Origin of the sequence: Pseudomonas fluorescens (genome assembly GCF_012974785.1) — a bacterium.
Lineage (GTDB): Bacteria > Pseudomonadota > Gammaproteobacteria > Pseudomonadales > Pseudomonadaceae > Aquipseudomonas > Aquipseudomonas fluorescens_BT.
This window is the reverse complement of record NZ_CP027561.1, coordinates 3,547,154-3,565,090: the sequence shown is the minus strand read 5'-3', so window position 1 is coordinate 3,565,090 and position 17,937 is coordinate 3,547,154. Positions and strand designations below refer to the sequence as shown.

At 61.8% G+C, this 17,937-nt stretch carries 14 protein-coding genes; 2 read left to right on the top strand and 12 right to left on the bottom strand.

Annotation, left to right across the window (positions count from 1 at the left end; genetic code table 11):
• Positions 1-69 precede the first annotated feature (69 nt).
• The 7 genes from C6Y56_RS15845 to C6Y56_RS15815 form a co-directional block, all read right to left on the bottom strand.
• Complete coding sequence (locus C6Y56_RS15845) at positions 70-1,710, bottom strand: BatD family protein (RefSeq protein ID WP_169430680.1); 1,641 nt, start codon at positions 1,708-1,710, stop codon at positions 70-72.
• Positions 1,707-3,443 (bottom strand): tetratricopeptide repeat protein, encoded by a 1,737-nt coding sequence (locus C6Y56_RS15840; protein ID WP_169430679.1) that lies wholly within the window; start codon positions 3,441-3,443, stop codon positions 1,707-1,709. The genes C6Y56_RS15845 and C6Y56_RS15840 overlap by 4 nt, the downstream gene beginning before the upstream one ends.
• On the bottom strand, positions 3,440-4,519 hold the full coding sequence (locus C6Y56_RS15835; protein WP_169430678.1) for a vWA domain-containing protein: 1,080 nt from the start codon (positions 4,517-4,519) through the stop codon (positions 3,440-3,442). Before C6Y56_RS15835 ends, C6Y56_RS15840 begins: the two co-directional genes overlap by 4 nt.
• The gene (locus C6Y56_RS15830) at positions 4,512-5,009 is read right to left on the bottom strand and encodes a DUF4381 domain-containing protein (protein ID WP_169430677.1); all 498 of its coding nucleotides are present in this window, start codon (positions 5,007-5,009) and stop codon (positions 4,512-4,514) included. Before C6Y56_RS15830 ends, C6Y56_RS15835 begins: the two co-directional genes overlap by 8 nt.
• Positions 5,006-5,950: a DUF58 domain-containing protein gene (locus tag C6Y56_RS15825; protein WP_134826462.1), complete on the bottom strand. Its 945-nt coding sequence runs from the start codon at positions 5,948-5,950 to the stop codon at positions 5,006-5,008. Before C6Y56_RS15825 ends, C6Y56_RS15830 begins: the two co-directional genes overlap by 4 nt.
• 5 nt (positions 5,951-5,955) lie before the next feature.
• Entirely contained in the window at positions 5,956-6,915 is a 960-nt protein-coding gene (locus tag C6Y56_RS15820; protein ID WP_007913915.1) for an AAA family ATPase, read from the bottom strand.
• A gap of 270 nt (positions 6,916-7,185) precedes the next feature.
• The gene (locus C6Y56_RS15815; RefSeq protein WP_169430676.1) at positions 7,186-7,539 is read right to left on the bottom strand and encodes a hypothetical protein; all 354 of its coding nucleotides are present in this window, start codon (positions 7,537-7,539) and stop codon (positions 7,186-7,188) included.
• Between the two features lie 516 nt (positions 7,540-8,055).
• On the opposite strand from C6Y56_RS15815, the gene C6Y56_RS15810 reads away from it, so the two are divergent.
• Entirely contained in the window at positions 8,056-12,948 is a 4,893-nt protein-coding gene (locus C6Y56_RS15810) for an NAD-glutamate dehydrogenase (RefSeq protein WP_169430675.1), read from the top strand.
• 283 nt (positions 12,949-13,231) lie between these two features.
• On the opposite strand, the gene C6Y56_RS15805 is transcribed toward C6Y56_RS15810, so the two are convergent.
• From C6Y56_RS15805 to C6Y56_RS15790, 4 genes are all read right to left on the bottom strand, one after another.
• The gene (locus C6Y56_RS15805; RefSeq protein ID WP_169430674.1) at positions 13,232-13,945 is read right to left on the bottom strand and encodes an ATPase; all 714 of its coding nucleotides are present in this window, start codon (positions 13,943-13,945) and stop codon (positions 13,232-13,234) included.
• Positions 13,946-14,186: 241 nt separating this feature from the next.
• Entirely contained in the window at positions 14,187-14,606 is a 420-nt protein-coding gene (locus tag C6Y56_RS15800) for a cupin domain-containing protein (RefSeq protein WP_169430673.1), read from the bottom strand.
• Positions 14,607-14,835: 229 nt separating this feature from the next.
• Positions 14,836-15,129: a putative quinol monooxygenase gene (locus C6Y56_RS15795; protein WP_169430672.1), complete on the bottom strand. Its 294-nt coding sequence runs from the start codon at positions 15,127-15,129 to the stop codon at positions 14,836-14,838.
• A 120-nt stretch (positions 15,130-15,249) separates the two neighbouring features.
• Entirely contained in the window at positions 15,250-16,686 is a 1,437-nt protein-coding gene (locus C6Y56_RS15790) for a PLP-dependent aminotransferase family protein (RefSeq protein WP_169430671.1), read from the bottom strand.
• Positions 16,687-16,996: 310 nt separating this feature from the next.
• On the opposite strand from C6Y56_RS15790, the gene C6Y56_RS15785 reads away from it, so the two are divergent.
• Complete coding sequence (locus C6Y56_RS15785; RefSeq protein WP_169430670.1) at positions 16,997-17,437, top strand: carboxymuconolactone decarboxylase family protein; 441 nt, start codon at positions 16,997-16,999, stop codon at positions 17,435-17,437.
• Positions 17,438-17,446: 9 nt separating this feature from the next.
• On the opposite strand, the gene C6Y56_RS15780 is transcribed toward C6Y56_RS15785, so the two are convergent.
• On the bottom strand, positions 17,447-17,761 hold the full coding sequence (locus C6Y56_RS15780; RefSeq protein WP_169430669.1) for a hypothetical protein: 315 nt from the start codon (positions 17,759-17,761) through the stop codon (positions 17,447-17,449).
• Positions 17,762-17,937 lie beyond the last annotated feature (176 nt).

Below are 17,937 nucleotides of genomic sequence, written 5' to 3'. Positions count from 1 at the left end.
ATGGCCGCAGGAAAAAACGCGGCGAAAAAAGAAGAGAGTTTACGGGCAAAAGCTTCTATTGAACTGCAACTACTTCGGATAAAGCGGCGGCAATCCACTGTCCCCAACTGGATCCTGCACCCGCTCCGCCGTCGGAATCGTGCGGATCGCCCGCCACAGATCCTCTCCCTGCCAATGCTGCCCGGTCTCGCTGTACAGCGCGCCGTTCAGCCCATCGAGCGCATCCGACAGCGGCACAAAACGCGCAGCCATATCCGCCAGAGTCTCCGGCTGCTGACGGGCCCAGGCGTCGAGGGCCTGGCGGGTGGCGTGGGGGTCGTTGGCCTGGCTTGCGCGTTTGATGTCGTCGAGCAGGGTGCGCGGGCTCGGGCCGGTTTGCGCGGCGCGAAGGATTGCCGGTTGCCAGCGGGCGCGCCACCACAGACCGAAGCCGAGCAGGGTGGTGCACGCCAGAACCAGCGTGCTGAGTTTCCACCACCAGAGTGCTTCGCTGTCGGTGGTGTTGAAGGATTGCGCGCTGCCGGCCGGGGTGTCGACCTGCAGGCTCGGATTGTTCACCACTTGCAGGGTGCGCGCTGGCAGGCTCGTGTGTTCCAGATGATCTTCAAAGGTGTTCCACCACACCACATCCACGGTCGGCAGTTCGATCGAACCGCTGCGGCTCGGCACCAGTGCCTCGCGTTCTTCACGGCTGCCGATCAGGCCACGCTCGCTGCTTTGATTGTTCAGCACCGGTTGGTCCGGGTAGCGACGCAGACCGTTGGCCTCGGTGGCGGGCAGGGCGGGCAGTTGCGAGCCGGCCAGGCCTTCGACCTTGAGAGTCAGGCTGCGTGTCAGGGAGTCCCCGACCTGGGTGTGATCCGGTTCCGGGTTCCAGCTCTCGCTCAGGCTCAGGCTGCGGGCCGGCAGCCACGGCGCATCGGCCGGATAAGTGAGCGGTTTGGGTTTGACCGTCAGCGGGATTTCCGTAGACGTCACTCGCAACACTTTGCCTGGTTTCGGCCCCTGTGCGTTGGCGTCTTTGGCAGGCTGAGTGTCCACCCGTGTGGCGCTGAACGTCTGCGGGGTGATGGTCAGCAAGCCGCTGTGTTGCGGGAAGATCGCATAGCGCATTTCGATCACGCCATGCCGCACGCCGTTGATGTCTTTTTCGTAGGTGCGCGTATCGCCCAGCTGTTCGACTCGTGCATCGTTGATCTGCAACGGGGTGACGCTGCTGTCGTCGTACAGCGACACCGAATGGTAGATGCGCAGGGTCAGGACGGCCTGGGCCTGCACATAGACGCTGCTCTGGTCGAGGCTGGACTCGATGAACACCGGATCAAGCACATTCTTTTCTTCGTGGACGTCGCTTTCGACCACCTGCACGGTGATTGGCTGGCTCTGGGTTTCGCCCAGTTTCAATGATGGAATTTCAACGCTGCCATTCTGTTTCGGCAACAGGGTGATGATCCAGCGCGTGGTGGCGCGGTTCTCGTTGTTGAGCGTGTTCAACTGGTTGACCTGACGCGTGCCGCGCACTTCGAACAGCGGTTCGAGCGGGGTCAGGTCCGGTTTGCCGAACTGCGTGACATCGTTGGATTCGAGGGTGAGTTCGACCGTCTCGCCGGAATTCAGGCGACTGCGATCCACACTGGCCGTCAGCTCGGCCGCCTGAGCGGTGGCCGTGCAGATCAGCAGGGGCAGCAAGAGGGCGGCGAAACGGGTCATCGAGTGTTTTCCTGATCCTGATGTTGTTGCTGTTCGTACCAGAACTTGCGTCGCAGCAGTTCGCCCGGATCGTCCGGAATCTTGCCGAGCCATTGCTCCAGCGCCTGGCGCTGCTCGCCTTCGAGGTTGTCCTCGCCGGGGCTCAGCGTCGGGCTGGTGTGCGGCTCCGTGTCCGGGGCGCTGTCCGGCAGTTCGTTGGGCCCCGGTTGCGGCGGGGTGGTCGGCGGTGGTTCGCTGGCCGATTCCGCAGGCTGGGCCTCGCTGGGCGTGTCATTCTTGATTGCCGGTGGCGGCGCGGTCGCGGGCGGTGGTTCGTCGCCCGGCACGTTCTGTTGTGCCGGTTGCTTTTCGGGCTCGGCGGGCGGCGGGGCGTTTTTCTGCTTGAGCAGGTTTTCCACCAGCGCCTTGTTGGTCAGTGCCGGACGCAAGTCCGGTTGCAATTCCAGAGCCTGTTCATAGGCGTCGATCGCCGCTTCCAGCTCACCGCTTTTCGCCAGTGCGTTGCCTCGATTGTAGTGCGCGCGGGCATCGCTGCCTTCGGCGAAACGCTCGGCGGCGCCACTGTAATCGCCGGCCTCGTACAACGCCAGCCCCTGCCACTGGTGATCTTCGAAGTGTTGCGCGGCCTCGGCCGGGCGCTTCTGTTTCAACAGATGCAAACCCTGTTGGTCGGGGCGCAGCCACAGGTCTTCGAAATTGAAAGCGTAGCTCGGTTGCGGCAGACAAAAGAGCAGCGGCAGACAGAACAACCAGCCACGGCGCCCGGCGCACGCGGCAAGCAGCAAGAGCGGCAACAGCAGCCAGTAACCCTGATCGGCCCAGGTGTCGAGACGCAGGGTCTGGCCGTCGTTGCGCAGGCTGCGCGGGCCATTGAGCAGGCCGAGGCTGCGCAGGTCCGATTCATCCAGCCTGGCACTGTGATACTCGCCACCCACCGCGTTGAGGAAGGCGCCAAGACCTGGGCTGTCGAGTTGCGGCACGCGGATCGCACCCTGTGCGTCCTTGAGGAAACTGCCGTCTTCCTGAGCAATAGGCGCGCCCTCGGCGGTGCCGATGCCGAGCATCAGCAATTGCGCCGATTGCCCGCTCAATGCGCGACGAATGCCTTGGCGTTCTTCTTCCGAGAGGGATGAACCGATCAGCAGAATGCGCCCCTGACCCAGCGCCCCTTGCTTGAGCAATGCCAGCGCCTTGCTCACTGCAAGATCGGCGCGGTGGCCGCTTTCCGGCATCAGCGACGGCTTGAGCGCATCGAGCAGATTGCGACTGGTGGCCAGGTCGTCCGACAGCGGCACCAACGTGTGGGCGCTGCCGGCGTAAACCACGATGGCGGTCTGCGCGTCGCTGCGTGCTTTGAGCAGGTCGAACAACTTGCGCCGGGCCTGTTCCAGACGGGTCGGCGGCGAGTCGGTGGCGAGCATTTCCGGGGTCAGCTCCAGCACGACCACCAGCGGGTCGGCCGGTTTCTGGCTGGTCTGTTCGACCCGTTCCCAGCTCGGGCCGAGCAGCGCCAGGATCGTCAACAACCACGCAACGCCCAACGCCACCCACGGCAACTTGCTGTCGCGGCCGCTGCCGCCACTGAGCAACGCGGCATGGAACGCCGGCGGCAGAATCATCTGCCAGCGTCCGGCGCGCTTCTGCCGATGCCAGAGCTGCCAGATCAACCAGCCGAGCAGCGGCAACAGCAGCAGCCACCAGGGACGAAACCAGTGCGGCCAGAGCGCGATCATCGACGCCTCCGCAAACGCAGGCGCTTGAGGCGTTCGCGCCAGTCAGGCAGTGGGCTTTGCAGATACAGCTCCTTGGTGAACAGTCGTTGCAGCGGGTTGTCCGGCCACAATTCGCGGGCAACCAGCAACATGCTCAACAGCAACGCGAGCGCCAACGGCCATTGATACAACGCCTGGGCCGGGCGCGCCTGGGTCGGTTGCTGGGCCACCGGTTCCAGTCGGTCGAGGGTGTCCTTGATCGCTTGCAGCTCCTTGCCGTCGCGGGCGCGGAAGTAGCGGCCGCCGGTGGCATCGGCGATGGCCTTGAGTGCCGGCTCGTCGAGGTCGAGGGTCGGATTGCCGCCGAGCAGGGCGGTGGCGCCACTTTCTTCAGGGTCGGCACCGATGCCGATCGGATAGATTTTCACGCCTTCGTTGGCGGCCAGTCTGGCGGCGGTCAGCGGATCAATTTCCCCGCCGTTGTTGGCGCCGTCGGTGACCAGAATCAACACCCGGCTCTGCGCCGGGCGCATGCGCAGGCGTTTCAGGGCCAGGCCGATCGCGTCGCCAATCGCGGTGTTCTTGCCGGCGATGCCGATCCGCGCTTCGTCGAGCCACACGCGCACGGTGCGCCGGTCAAACGTCAGCGGCGCCTGCAGGTAGGCCTGGCTGCCGAACAGGATCAGACCGACCCGGTCGCCATCGCGGCTTTCCAGAAAGTCACCGAGCAGATGCTGCACGAGCGAAAGGCGACTGACGTCTTCGTCGTTCCACTGCATGTCGGGAAAGTCCATCGAGCCGGACACGTCCACCGCCACCAGCAGATCGCGACCACTGGCGGCAATCGGCAACGGTTCGCCCAGCCATTGCGGGCGGGCGGCGGCGATCAACAGAAACAACCACAGCAGCATGAACGGCGCCTGCTGGCGCCATGTCGGTAGATTGGCCCGGGCGCGGCGACGGGCGAGGCCTTCCAGGTCACCGAGGAAACTCACCTTCAATGCCGGCTCGCCACTGTCGGCGACAGGCAGCACGAGGCGCATCAGCCACGGCAGCGGCAACAGCACAAAGATCCACGGCCAGGCGAACTCAAACATGCTTGCGGATCCAGGTGTCGACGGCTTGCGTCAGGCCGGCGATGGCCTTGTCGTCGAGTTTGCACTCGGGCTTGTAGGCGCCTTCCACCAGCACCATCCAGCGGGTCAGGCCGGCGGCAGGGCAACGGTTATCGAGGAACGCCAGCCACTTGCGCCCGTTGAGGGTATGACTCTGGCTGTAGGGGTAATGGTTGCGGCACAGGCGCTTGAGCAGGCCGTTGAGCTGCTGCAGCCAGGCTCCGGCCGGTGCGCCGTCGTAGGGTTTGACCATTTGCGCCAGCTCTGCGAGCGCGGCAATGCGCACCGGATCGAGCTGGATTTCGGCGCGTACGACGGGTTTTTTCTTGATCGGAATGAAACGGCGCAGGCGCCACAGCACGAAGGCAATCAACGGCAGTAACAGAAGCAGCAGCCACCAGCCCGGAGCCGGCGGCCAGAAAGCGATCGGTGGCGGAGAAATCAGCGGTTGCAGTTGTTCGAGGCCGTTCATCGAGCGTTCCCCGGACGCTGCGGGTTGAGAAACTCGCGCATCTGCTCGACCATTTCGCTCTGGGTGCTCAGGGGCATCAGCAAGACCCGCAGTTTCTGCGCGAGCAATTCCCAGCGGGCAATGCGCGCTTCAGCCTGGGCCCGGTAGGTCTGGCGCAGATCGAAATTCAGTGTGTCGAGTTCCAGTTGCGCGCCGCGCTCGGCGAACCTCAACAGTCCGGCGGCGGGCAGGGCGTGGTCCAGGGGATCGGACAGCGGCAGCATCAGCAGATCGCAATGGCGCGACAACAGACTCAACTGCTGCTCGGCGCTGTCGCTCAGTGCGCGCTCGTCACAAATCACGATCACCAGACTGCCCGGTCGCAGCACCTCGCGGGCCCGGCGCAGCGCCACGCCAAACGCATCGCGATCCGGCTCCCGCTCGCTGTGCAGCGACTGATTGACTTTCACCAGACGGTTGAGCAGTTGCAGCAGACTCTGCTTGCTGCGGCGCGGTTTGATCTCGTAATGCTCGTTGTCGCCGAACACCAGTCCGCCCACCCGGTCGTTGTGACCCAGCGCGGCCCAGCCGATCAGCGCTGCAGCCTGCGCCGCGAGCACCGACTTGAACATCAGTCCGGAGCCGAAAAACAGCCGCGTGCTTTGCTCGACCATGATGAAAATCGGCCGTTCGCGTTCTTCATGGAACAGCTTGGTGTGCGGTTCCTGGGTCCGTGCGGTGACGCGCCAGTCGATGGTGCGCACGTCGTCCCCGGCCTGGTAGACCCGCACCTGATCGAAGTCCACACCACGACCACGGAATTTCGAGTGGTGCAGGCCGATCAGCGGGCTGCGCTGGCTCGGCGTGGAAAACAGCTGCACTTCGCGCACGCGGTGACGCATCTCGATCAGCTCGGCGAGGCTGATGCGGATGCCCGGTTCGGACGGCAGGGAGGCGTTCATCGGGGTCAAGCGACGGCTACGACGTCGAGAATCCGTTGCACCACCCGATCCTGGTCGATGCCGGCGGCTTCGGCCTCGAACGACAGAATGATGCGGTGGCGCAACACGTCGAACAACACCGCCTGGATGTCTTCCGGGCTGACGAAATCGCGACCGGCCAGCCACGCGTGGGCGCGGGCACAGCGGTCGAGGGCGATCGAGCCACGCGGGCTGGCGCCGTAGGCGATCCACTCGGCCATTTCCGGGTCGAACTTGGCCGGGTTACGCGTGGCCATGACCAGTTGCACGAGGTATTCCTCCACGGCGTCCGCCATGTACAGACCGAGGATTTCCTTGCGGGCGGCGAAGATCGCCTGCTGGCTGACCCGGCGTTCGGGCTTGGTTTCGCCGTTCAGGGCTTCGCCCCGGGCCTGTTGCAGGATCCGCCGTTCGACGGCAGCGTCGGGGAAACCGATTTTCACGTGCATCAGGAAGCGGTCGAGCTGGGCTTCGGGCAGCGGGTACGTGCCTTCCTGCTCGATCGGGTTCTGGGTGGCCATCACCAGAAACAGCGGCGACAGCTCGTAAGTGCTGCGCCCGACACTGACCTGACGTTCGGCCATGGCTTCGAGCAGCGCCGATTGCACCTTGGCCGGGGCCCGGTTGATTTCGTCCGCCAGCACCAGGTTGTGGAAGATCGGGCCTTGCTGGAACACGAAGCTGCCGGTTTCCGGGCGATAGATCTCGGTGCCGGTGATGTCGGCCGGCAACAGGTCGGGCGTGAACTGGATGCGATGGAACTGGGCTTCGATGCCCTCGGCGAGCTCTTTGATCGCTTTGGTCTTGGCCAGACCCGGAGCGCCCTCGACCAGCATGTGGCCATCGGCGAGCAGGGCGATGAGCAAGCGCTCGATGAGTTTTTCCTGGCCGAGAATCTGCGTTGAAAGAAAGGTTCGCAGCGCCAGCAGCGCTTCACGATGTTCCATCGATGACTGTTCCTGGAAAGGGTGGCCACAGGCGTTCGGATAACGCCGGGGCTGGGGGCGTTACTTTAATCCATCGCAGGGGGTGGCGACTAACGGCATTTTGCGCAAAGTGCGGGAAATGACCGGGGCAATTGTTGGAATTTTGTAGAAGGGGAGATGTGCAGTGTTTTTCAAGGCCTCTTCGCGAGCAGGCTCGCTCCCACACTGACCGGTGTACACCGTTCAAATGTGGGAGCGAGCCTGCTCGCGAAAGGGCCAGTCAGGCCAACATCAAATCTGGCTGATATAGGTGCCAGTACCGTCAAGAATGTTCTTCAGGGTCTCCTCGACCTCGGCCAGATCCACCATGTCCGGGTTGTAGGTGATTTCCAGCACATCATCCCCGTTCAACGCATCGGCATCCGCTGCAGCAATTTCGATCTTCAGCAGGGTCTTGGTCAGAGTGACTTTCACGCCGTCGAGGGTCGAAGGCTCGCCATCCAGGGTGATCTCCAGTTCATCCTCGTCCGGATAGCGGCTCATCAGAAACATTTCGCCCTTGTCGCTGTGGCAGCAGAGCATGGCCATGTTGTCTTCTTCGTCGTCGCACGGGTTGACGATCAAAAGGGCGGTGGTCATTTGCATGGGGAATTCCTGACTTGGCGGGCGTGTTGGTCGCATTTGGGCGCGATTCTGCCAGCCCCCGGGAATTTATGCATGTGAGAGTGTCAGAGCATGTGTCGTGAACGCGACACAGGTCAATGGTCATTCCTGGCACGTCTGTACCGTAAAAACGGGCATTCAGACCGACGTTCTGCCCCATGAATGCTAGTGTTTAGCGATGCCCCGGCCTTGGTTTACGTGCCAATGACCGAATATGTCGCAGCACCGCAAGCAGACACATTGTCGCACCCATTAAGCTGCGCAACGGATGTGCACCCGTAAAGACATTGCCATGGCCCCGCGAGCGGCGCCGGACAGTCGTTTTTGCAGATGCCCATTCATGGAAGGTGAATGTGACCTGAGAGTCTCGTCCAGCTTCACCCACCTGTCACCCTGTTTCCTCTGCCCGAGATTCAGGAACAGGGCGACGGAACGCCCCGAAAGGGGTTTTGCACGCGACGCTTTCCATCAATAACAAGCCCAAGCGGAGTACCACAGATGGCGTTCTTCACCGCAGCCAGCAAAGCCGACTTCCAGCACCAACTGCAAGCGGCACTGGCGCAGCACATCAGTGAACAGGCACTGCCACAAGTGGCGCTGTTCGCTGAACAATTCTTCGGCATCATTTCCCTGGACGAGCTGACCCAACGTCGCCTCTCCGACCTCGCTGGCTGTACTCTTTCTGCGTGGCGCCTGCTTGAGCGCTTCGATCACGCGCAGCCGCAGGTGCGCGTCTACAACCCCGATTACGAACGTCACGGCTGGCAGTCGACCCACACCGCTGTCGAAGTGCTGCACCACGACCTGCCATTTCTGGTGGACTCGGTGCGTACCGAGCTGAACCGTCGCGGCTACAGCATCCACACCCTGCAGACCACCGTGCTCAGCGTGCGTCGTGGCAGCAAGGGCGAGCTGCTGGAAATCCTGCCAAAGGGCACCACCGGCGAAGGCATTCAGCACGAGTCGCTGATGTACCTGGAAATCGACCGTTGCGCCAACGCGGCCGAACTGAATGTGCTGAGCAAGGAACTGGAACAGGTTCTGGGTGAAGTCCGCGTCGCGGTCGCCGATTTCGAGCCGATGAAGGCCAAGGTGCAGGAAATCCTCACCAAGCTCGATCACAGCGCATTCGCCGTCGATGCCGACGAGAAGACCGAAATCAAGAGCTTCCTGGAATGGCTGGTGGGCAACCACTTCACCTTCCTCGGCTACGAAGAGTTCACCGTGGTCGATCAGGCCGATGGTGGTCATATCGAATACGACCAGAACTCCTTCCTCGGCCTGACCAAGATGCTGCGCACCGGTCTGACCAACGAAGACCGCCACATCGAAGATTACGCCGTGAACTACCTGCGCGAACCGACGCTGCTGTCGTTCGCCAAGGCTGCACACCCGAGCCGCGTACACCGTCCGGCCTACCCGGACTACGTCTCGATCCGCGAAATCGACGCCGACGGTAAAGTCATCAAGGAACACCGCTTCATGGGCCTGTACACCTCGTCGGTGTATGGCGAAAGCGTACGTGTCATCCCGTTCATCCGCCGCAAGGTCGAAGAGATCGAGCGTCGCTCCGGCTTCCAGGCCAAGGCTCACCTGGGCAAGGAACTGGCCCAGGTACTGGAAGTGCTGCCGCGTGACGACCTGTTCCAGACCCCGGTCGACGAACTGTTCAACACCGTGATGTCGATCGTGCAGATCCAGGAACGCAACAAGATCCGCGTGTTCCTGCGCAAAGACCCGTACGGTCGTTTCTGCTACTGCCTGGCCTACGTGCCGCGCGACATCTACTCCACCGAAGTTCGCCAGAAAATCCAGCAAGTACTGATGGAGCGCCTGAAGGCGACCGACTGCGAATTCTGGACCTTCTTCTCCGAGTCCGTGCTGGCCCGCGTGCAACTGATTCTGCGCGTCGACCCGAAAAACCGCATCGACATCGACCCGCTGCAACTGGAAAACGAAGTCATCCAGGCTTGCCGCAGTTGGCAGGACGACTACGCCGCCCTGACCGTTGAAACCTTCGGCGAAGCCCACGGCACCAACGTGCTGGCAGACTTCCCGAAAGGCTTCCCGGCTGGCTACCGCGAGCGTTTCGCGGCGCATTCGGCCGTGGTCGACATGCAGCACCTGCTGAGCCTGAACGAAAAAAATCCACTGGTGATGAGCTTCTATCAGCCGCTGGGTCAGGTCTCCGGCCAGCGCGAGCTGCATTGCAAGCTGTACCACGCCGACACCCCGCTGGCACTGTCCGACGTCTTGCCGATCCTGGAAAACCTCGGCCTGCGCGTATTGGGTGAATTCCCGTACCGTCTGCGTCACACCAACGGTCGCGAGTTCTGGATTCATGACTTCGCGTTCACCGCTGCCGAAGGCCTGGACCTCGACATCCAGCAGCTCAACGACACCCTGCAGGACGCGTTCGTCCACATCGTCCGTGGCGATGCCGAGAACGATGCGTTCAACCGTCTGGTGCTGACCGCCGGTCTGCCATGGCGCGACGTGGCGCTGCTGCGCGCTTACGCCCGTTACCTGAAGCAGATCCGTCTGGGCTTCGACCTGGGTTACATCGCCAGCACCCTGAACAACCACACAGATATCGCTCGCGAACTGACCCGGTTGTTCAAGACCCGCTTCTACCTGGCGCGCAAGCTGGGCAGCGAAGATCTGGAAGACAAGCAACAGCGCCTGGAACAAGCGATCCTGACCGCGCTGGACGACGTTCAAGTCCTTAACGAAGACCGCATCCTGCGTCGTTACCTGGACCTGATCAAAGCTACCCTGCGCACCAACTTCTACCAGACCGACGCCAACGGCCAGAACAAGTCGTACTTCAGCTTCAAGTTCAACCCGCACTTGATCCCTGAACTGCCGAAGCCTGTTCCGAAGTTCGAAATCTTCGTTTACTCGCCTCGCGTCGAAGGCGTGCACCTGCGCTTCGGCAACGTCGCTCGTGGCGGCCTGCGCTGGTCCGACCGTGAAGAAGACTTCCGTACCGAAGTCCTGGGCCTGGTAAAAGCCCAGCAAGTGAAGAACTCGGTCATCGTGCCGGTGGGTGCGAAGGGCGGCTTCCTGCCGCGTCGCCTGCCACTGGGCGGCAGCCGTGACGAGATCGCGGCCGAGGGCATCGCCTGCTACCGCATCTTCATCTCGGGCCTGTTGGACATCACCGACAACCTGAAGGACGGCAAACTGGTACCGCCGGCCAACGTCGTGCGTCATGACGACGATGACCCGTACCTGGTGGTCGCGGCGGACAAGGGCACTGCAACCTTCTCCGACATCGCCAACGGCATCGCCATCGACTACGGCTTCTGGCTGGGTGACGCGTTCGCGTCCGGTGGTTCGGCCGGTTACGACCACAAGAAAATGGGCATCACCGCCAAAGGCGCGTGGGTCGGCGTACAGCGCCACTTCCGCGAGCGCGGCATCAATGTCCAGGAAGACAGCGTGACCGTGGTCGGCATCGGCGACATGGCCGGCGACGTCTTCGGTAACGGTCTGTTGATGTCCGACAAGCTGCAACTGGTTGCCGCGTTCAACCACCTGCACATCTTCATCGACCCGAACCCGAACCCGGCCACCAGCTTCGTCGAGCGTCAGCGCATGTTCGACCTGCCGCGTTCGGCCTGGTCCGACTACGACACCAGCATCATGTCCGAAGGCGGCGGCATCTTCTCGCGCAGCGCGAAGAGCATCGCCATTTCGCCACAGATGAAAGAGCGCTTCGACATCCAGGCCGACAAGCTGACCCCGACCGAACTGCTGAACGCCTTGCTCAAGGCGCCGGTGGATCTGCTGTGGAACGGCGGTATCGGTACTTACGTCAAGGCGAGTACCGAAAGCCACGCCGATGTCGGCGACAAGGCCAACGATGCACTGCGCGTGAACGGCAACGAACTGCGCTGCAAAGTGGTGGGCGAGGGCGGTAACCTCGGCATGACCCAACTGGGTCGTGTGGAATTCGGTCTCAATGGCGGCGGTTCCAACACCGACTTCATCGACAACGCCGGTGGCGTGGACTGCTCCGACCACGAAGTGAACATCAAGATCCTGCTGAACGAAGTGGTTCAGGCCGGCGACATGACCGGCAAGCAACGCGATCAGTTGCTGGCAAGCATGACCGACGAAGTCGGTGGTCTGGTGCTGGGCAACAACTACAAGCAGACGCAGGCCCTGTCCCTGGCTGCCCGCCGTGCCTACGAGCGTGCTGCCGAGTACAAACGCCTGATGAGCGATCTGGAAGGCCGTGGCAAGCTGGACCGCGCCATCGAGTACCTGCCGACCGAGGAGCAGCTCACCGAGCGCGCCGCGGCTGGCAAGGGCCTGACGCGTCCGGAACTGTCGGTACTGATCTCGTACAGCAAGATCGACCTCAAGCAGCAGCTGCTGGACTCACTGGTGCCGGACGACGACTACCTGACCCGCGACATGGAAACGGCGTTCCCGCCGACTCTGGTCAGCAAGTTCTCCGAAGCCATGCGCCGTCACCGTCTGAAGCGCGAAATCGTCAGCACCCAGATCGCCAACGATCTGGTCAACCACATGGGCATCACCTTCGTTCAAAGGCTCAAAGAGTCCACCGGCATGACCCCGGCGAACGTGGCAGGCGCTTACGTGATCGTGCGCGACATCTTCCACCTCCCGCACTGGTTCCGTCAGATTGAAGCCCTGGACTATCAGGTCTCCGCTGACGTGCAACTGGAGCTGATGGACGAGTTGATGCGTCTGGGCCGTCGCGCTACACGCTGGTTCCTGCGTGCCCGCCGCAACGAGCAGAACGCTGCCCGTGACGTCGCGCATTTCGGTCCGCACCTGAAAGAGCTGGGCCTGAAGCTGGATGAGCTGCTGAGCGGCGAAATCCGTGAAAACTGGCAAGAGCGTTATCAGGCTTACGTAGCCGCCGGTGTACCGGAGCTGCTGGCGCGTATGGTGGCGGGCACAACCCACCTCTACACGCTGCTGCCGATCATCGAAGCGGCCGACGTGACTGGCCAGGATCCAGCCGAAGTGGCCAAGGCCTACTTCGCCGTGGGCAGCGCGCTGGACATCACCTGGTACATCTCGCAGATCAGCGCCTTGCCGGTTGAAAACAACTGGCAGGCCCTGGCCCGTGAAGCGTTCCGCGACGACGTCGACTGGCAGCAACGTGCGATCACCATCGCCGTTCTGCAAGCGGGCGGCGGTGATTCGGACGTGGAAACCCGTCTGGCACTGTGGATGAAGCAGAACGACGCCATGATCGAACGCTGGCGCGCCATGCTGGTGGAAATCCGTGCCGCCAGCGGCACCGACTACGCCATGTATGCGGTGGCCAACCGTGAACTGAACGACGTGGCGCTGAGCGGCCAGGCGGTGGTGCCTGCTGCGGCGACGGCGGAGCTTGAGCTTGCTTGAGTAGCTGCTGAATGAAAAAGCCCCGCTCTCGAGAGAGGCGGGGCTTTTTTATGCCTGTTGTTTGGCGGTATTTGTGTGTTGCTGCACAAATCCAGCCCCTCACCCCAGCCCTCTCCCCAATGGGGCGAGGGGGAAAGGGAGCCGATTTGTGTGTTTTTCGAAACTTGAGTTCGACTCGGTATTTCACGTCGGCGTAACTCTAACAAACACCTCGGTCAGTCCCCTCTCCCTTCGGGCGGTCCGACGTTTCGGGAGGGCTAGGGTGAGGGCCGCGGCCTGACAGTCACTGCAACTTATGTAGTTGTTTACTATCAAGCATCGACACATTACCTGCCGACCTGGTCAGCAAATTACTGAGCGACTGATCAAACTTCTGCAACGCCCGAACCTGAACTTCCTGCTGCTGATTAATATCCGCAACAATCTCTTCCGAACGCTTGAAGTCCGCCCAGACTGGCGTCAACTCTTTCGCCTCGGACCCCTTGGCCGTCCCGATGTAGTTCAACTTCCCGTCATAAAAGTCCGCACTCACATCCGCCTTGATGTCCGAACTGCGCGAAGTCATCAACTGGCTGTGAGTGTCGACGATCGCCACCACATCCGGCTTCGCCGCACGCAAGCTCTGCATGTCCGGGTACACGGTGACCGAGCCGAACTGGCGTTGAAGCGAGGCTTTCACCCAGTCCACGGCCATGTCCGGTTTCGAGGTGGCGACGTAGGCGTCGTGGATCGGCTGCACCAATAAACTCTGGCCGAAACCGGTGCCGGCGTTGGCCTGATAGTCGCGCAGGTATTCGCGGTTGGTCTGGGTGCTTGGGCTGTAGACGACGCCCAACGAAACGCCGGGACCGCTTTTGACCTGGGCCGCGTTGCTGCGGCCGACCGGTTGGGTGAACAGTGTGTCGAGGGAAGAAACCGCTTTTGGAGCGGTGGGAACGGAGCAGGCGGACAACGCTAAAACTGATATCGCCAAGGTACTGGCAAAGGCAAGTTTCATGGTGAGTCTCCCGTGAAGCAACTTCAGTCGGAAAGTCAGAGGTGTCGGGGTTGATTAAATGGAACCGGCGACAGTTGCCTCAGACTACGCCCGCCCAACTGAAAACTTCCTGACAATTTGCTGAATGGCTGTCATCCAATGGTTTTATTGGTTGTAAGCGTTCGGGACTAATTACCGCGAGAAATAAAAAAGGCGCCAATCAACAATTTGCGCCTTTTAGTTATGGCTGGTGGAACAACCATCAGTTTTTCAATGGGATCAACACTTGCTCGTCCGGCGAGAGCACCATGAACACCAGCAACTTGGCCGGCCTGGTTTTGCTGGCGTTTTTCGACACCAGATGTTCGGAGCCGGCGGGTTCGTACCAGAATTGGCCTTTCTTGTAGGTGACCGCTTGTTCACCCTTGACCTGGGACGTCACTTCGCCTTCGAGCACATACGCCATGGCCGTGCCGTCGTGCTTGTGAGCGATGGAGGACTGGCCGGGTTTGTAGTCGACTTCGATCATCATGGCTTTTTTGCCGGGGACATTTTTCAGCATCTGATCCTGCAGGACCGAGATTTTCTCGGACGGGGAATCGGTGTCGTGGGCCAGTGCCGAAGCGCTGATGGTGAGGGCCAGAGCGGCGAGCGGGGCGGCAAGCAAGTGCAGGACTTTCATGGTGATCACCTGATGAAGTGGGGGAGTCGGTCATCACAGTAGTCCGCGTGCCGGGGTATTCAAACGGCCAATGTTCGGGAAGTTTGGGTGACCAATCTGGGGGATTTCAGCGCCTTCAAATACGCCATCGCTGGCAAGCCAGCTCCCACAGGTTTTTGTGTCGTTCATATGATTTGTGAACGATACAAAACCTTGTGGGAGCTGGCTTGCCAGCGATGGCGTCAGTAAGTCAAACGATTGGAAACGAGTTGAAATCGACGCTGTTGGCCAGTCGACTGTCGATCAGATCGATAAACCCCTGCGCCTCAGGCCGGTTGAAGTGCGCCTGCATCGCCGCTTCCGACTGCCAGCGGGCACTCACCGTCCAGCGGTGGCTGTCCTCGGGGCAGCGGTCAACCAGATAGGAATCGCAGCCCGGTGTTTCGCGAAGGGTGTCGACGATCTTCTGCAACTGCTTGCCCAGCTCCTCGGAGCGGCCGGCAGCAGCCTGCACCTGTACGGTGTTGATCACTTCGTTGGACATTGCTCACACTCCTGAATCAGGCCGGACGAATCCTGCTCATTGAGGGATAACGCCTGTGCAGAATAGGCCTGCACCCCCGTATCACCAATAACCAATCGGCGGGTAATCCGTTAGACCAATCTACCCGGCGACCTGTTGCAGAATGTCGCGCAGGCGATCCAGCGCGATATCGATGTCCAGCGTCTCGATGGCACCGAAACCGAAATACAGCCCGCTTCTGGCAGGCTGCTGGTAATAGAAGCCGTCGATGGCGTACAGCCCGACTTCGACCTTTTTCGCCAGTTCGATCACCAGCGGCAAGTCGATCGCCACCCGGCAGAACACCGCCATATGGAAGCCTGCACTCGCCGGCACGGCTTCCAGCCACGGCGAAAGGTCGGTGGCCATGCGGGCCAGGATCCGCTCGCGGCGCTGGGCGTAAATGGTGTGGCAGCGGCGGATGTGCTTGAGCAGGCAACCCTCGGCGATGAACTTGGCCAGCGCCCATTGCGGCAGGGTGGAGGCGTGCAGGTCGGTGAGCTGCTTGGCGCGGATCACCGCTTCGAGGATCGCCGGCGGCAGGATCGCGTAACCGAGCCGCAGCTCGGGCAGCAGGGTCTTGGAGAAGGTGCCGACGTAGGCGACGATGCCGCGCTGATCGAGCTTGTGCAGCGAATCGGTCGGGCGACCCTCGTAGCGGAATTCGCTGTCATAGTCGTCCTCGATGATGATCGCGCCAAGTTCGTAGGCCCGGGCCAGCAACGCCTCGCGCCGCGCCTGGCTCATCGGCATGCCCAGCGGGAACTGGTGCGACGGCGTCACGTAGATCAGCCGGGTGCCATCGGGAATCTGCGCGACCTGAATCCCTTGCGCATCCACCGGCACACCGACCACCGTGGCGCCGTGAGTGCCGAACAACAACCGCGCCGGCGGATAACCCGGATCTTCCATCGCCACCAGACTGCCGGGCCGCAGCAGCACACGGGCGATCAGGTCCAGCGCCTGCTGCGCGCCGTTGCACACCACGATGTCTTCGTCCTGGCAGGTCACGCCACGGGAAAACGCGATGTGCCGGGCAATCGCATTGCGCAGCGCCGGCAAGCCTTCCGCCACGCTGTAGAAACCTTTGGAACCGGCCATTTGCCGCATGGCGTGGGAGACACAGCGGCGCCAGTCATCGTGGGGGAATTGACCCTTGCTGGTGGCGCCGCCGATAAAGTCGTAGCGCAGCGAGCCGTCCAGCGTCGGATGGCGCAGGAACACCGGTAAATTGCACCAGCTCGCGATCACCTCGGAACTGGCCAGTTCGCAATGGCTTTGCTTGCGCTGCACTGGCGTCGAGCGGGCGTTGACGTAAGTGCCTTTGCCGATGACGCCGGTGAGGAAGTTCTCGTAAGTGAGTTGCGCGTAGGTGTCGGAAATGGTCTTGCGCGAAATCCCCAGTTGCTCAGCGAGCAAGCGGCTGGGCGGCAGTTGCGTGCCGGCGGCCAGACGCCCGGATTCAATGGCGCCGCGCAGTTGTTGATACAACTGACCCGCCAGATCCTTGCGGCCGTTGATCACGACGTGAAGTTCCATACCGACGGGGCTCTCCGGGTAATTGAGTGTGCCGGCCAGATTACTCCCGAATGCGGTATCGGCAGAAGTTGAGTAGTGAAAATCCCCCAAATTGGCATAGGGCCCTGTGGGAGCGAGCCTGCTCGCGATAGCGTCCTGTCAGTCACCATTGACGACGCAGACAAACTGCCATCGCTAGCAGGCTAGCTCCCACAAGGTTTTGTGTTTGGCATTGTTCAGTGGTCTGCCGGTTTTTCGTGCAATTGGGGCTGTAACCCTGGCGCGCCAGCGCTTACCGTGAAATCACTCTTCTGCTGCCCGAGGCCCGCCCATGTCCCCGCGTCTGGATTACTACAGCGCTTCACCCAAAGCCATGAAAGCGATGATTGCCCTGGAAGCGCTGACCAGCAGCCTGAGCATCGAGGCGCCATTGCTGCACCTGATCAAGATCCGCGCTTCGCAACTCAACGGGTGCGCGTTCTGCACCGACATGCATTCGGTGGAAGCGCGGCGGGCAGGGGAGACGGACCGGCGGCTGTATGCCATTGCGGTCTGGCGCGACAGCGGCTTCTTCAACCTGCGCGAGCGAGCGGCGCTGGCCTGGACCGACGCGGTGACGCTGCTGGCGGAAAGTCATGTACCGGACGACGTCTATGAGCAGGCACGAGCACAGTTCAACGAAGGCGAACTGGTAGACCTGACAATGGCCGTCAGCACCATCAGCAACTGGAATCGCCTGGCGGTGAGTTTTCGCCAGATTCCCAGCGACTGATCGACGAAACTAGTTCGGTGGCCGCTGCGGTTTGACCGACGTGCCAAACGTGTTGCCCATCCGCGTGCTGGTGGCCGCCGGCGTCGCCAGTCCCACCTGATTCGGCGGGCGCTTGTTGACCGGTACATTCATCGCTTCCTGATTCTTCTGCGCAGCCGCCGCGCCATTGGGGTTGTTGCCCATCTGCTGGCTCAGGCAGTCGTAATTCGGCGCCTTGTAGCCACCCACCGTCACCTCGACACAGCCCAGCGGCTCCTCCGCGTGTGCGCTGCCCAACACCGTCAGCACCAAGCCGCCGAAGACGACTTTCCAGACTGATTTCATGCCTGCCTCCTGGCCGGCCCGAAGGGGCCGTTCTGGTTCAAGAGTCTAGTGCAACGGCGGTGCCGATCCCGTGATGGTTTTTTTGCAGTGGCCGTCACACCAGATTCATAAACAGCCCTCAGGATGACGGTTTTCAGGGGTGCATCAGTCGTGCAGCGAGGCCGTGCCAGGGACGA

Bases quoted from the DNA above. Each gene is read 5' to 3' on its own strand.
- C6Y56_RS15840 (WP_169430679.1), bottom strand. From the start codon at position 3,443: ATGATCGCGCTCTGGCCGCACTGGTTTCGTCCCTGGTGGCTGCTGCTG.
- C6Y56_RS15795 (WP_169430672.1), bottom strand. From the start codon at position 15,129: ATGTCCAACGAAGTGATCAACACCGTACAGGTGCAGGCTGCTGCCGGC.
- C6Y56_RS15785 (WP_169430670.1), top strand. From the start codon at position 16,997: ATGTCCCCGCGTCTGGATTACTACAGCGCTTCACCCAAAGCCATGAAA.
- C6Y56_RS15800 (WP_169430673.1), bottom strand. From the start codon at position 14,606: ATGAAAGTCCTGCACTTGCTTGCCGCCCCGCTCGCCGCTCTGGCCCTC.
- C6Y56_RS15845 (WP_169430680.1), bottom strand. From the start codon at position 1,710: ATGACCCGTTTCGCCGCCCTCTTGCTGCCCCTGCTGATCTGCACGGCC.
- C6Y56_RS15780 (WP_169430669.1), bottom strand. From the start codon at position 17,761: ATGAAATCAGTCTGGAAAGTCGTCTTCGGCGGCTTGGTGCTGACGGTG.
- C6Y56_RS15815 (WP_169430676.1), bottom strand. From the start codon at position 7,539: ATGCAAATGACCACCGCCCTTTTGATCGTCAACCCGTGCGACGACGAA.
- C6Y56_RS15810 (WP_169430675.1), top strand. From the start codon at position 8,056: ATGGCGTTCTTCACCGCAGCCAGCAAAGCCGACTTCCAGCACCAACTG.
- C6Y56_RS15825 (WP_134826462.1), bottom strand. From the start codon at position 5,950: ATGAACGCCTCCCTGCCGTCCGAACCGGGCATCCGCATCAGCCTCGCC.
- C6Y56_RS15830 (WP_169430677.1), bottom strand. From the start codon at position 5,009: ATGAACGGCCTCGAACAACTGCAACCGCTGATTTCTCCGCCACCGATC.
- C6Y56_RS15820 (WP_007913915.1), bottom strand. From the start codon at position 6,915: ATGGAACATCGTGAAGCGCTGCTGGCGCTGCGAACCTTTCTTTCAACG.
- C6Y56_RS15805 (WP_169430674.1), bottom strand. From the start codon at position 13,945: ATGAAACTTGCCTTTGCCAGTACCTTGGCGATATCAGTTTTAGCGTTG.
- C6Y56_RS15790 (WP_169430671.1), bottom strand. From the start codon at position 16,686: ATGGAACTTCACGTCGTGATCAACGGCCGCAAGGATCTGGCGGGTCAG.
- C6Y56_RS15835 (WP_169430678.1), bottom strand. From the start codon at position 4,519: ATGTTTGAGTTCGCCTGGCCGTGGATCTTTGTGCTGTTGCCGCTGCCG.